Genomic DNA, 332 nt, shown 5'->3' with positions numbered 1-332 from the left:
GTGAAATGGCAGCAGTGGCCGGCCCCGCTGCAGCTGTATCCACGCAACGAGCAGAACCAGGCTGCGGTGCCCCTCGTGGGTTTGCTGCAGTCGACGGCCTACGCTCAGGTGTCGGTGCTCGTCTACCAGAACGGCACGCTGTGGAAAAGCCAGCGGGGGGGCGTCACCATCAGTGGCGGACAGGCGCGTTTCGAGCTGTCGCCCAGCATCGTGGCGGGTCGGCATCAGTACCGGTTTCAGGTGTATGCCGTCAACGGGCGGGATTCGGTGCTGGTGGCCAAACGTGACAGCATCGTCTGCGGGGATGTCTTTCTCTTCAACGGCCAGTCGAA

The 332-nt window shown here is 63.6% G+C and carries 1 pseudogene; it reads left to right on the top strand.

Annotated features, from left to right (window positions below):
• Positions 1-332: pseudogene (locus DX909_RS29760) on the top strand (sialate O-acetylesterase); the annotation flags it as partial.

The sequence above is a fragment of the Larkinella soli genome, assembly GCF_003703975.1.
In the GTDB taxonomy this organism is placed as follows: domain Bacteria; phylum Bacteroidota; class Bacteroidia; order Cytophagales; family Spirosomataceae; genus Larkinella; species Larkinella soli.
This window is presented reverse-complemented; position numbering and strand designations above follow the sequence as displayed.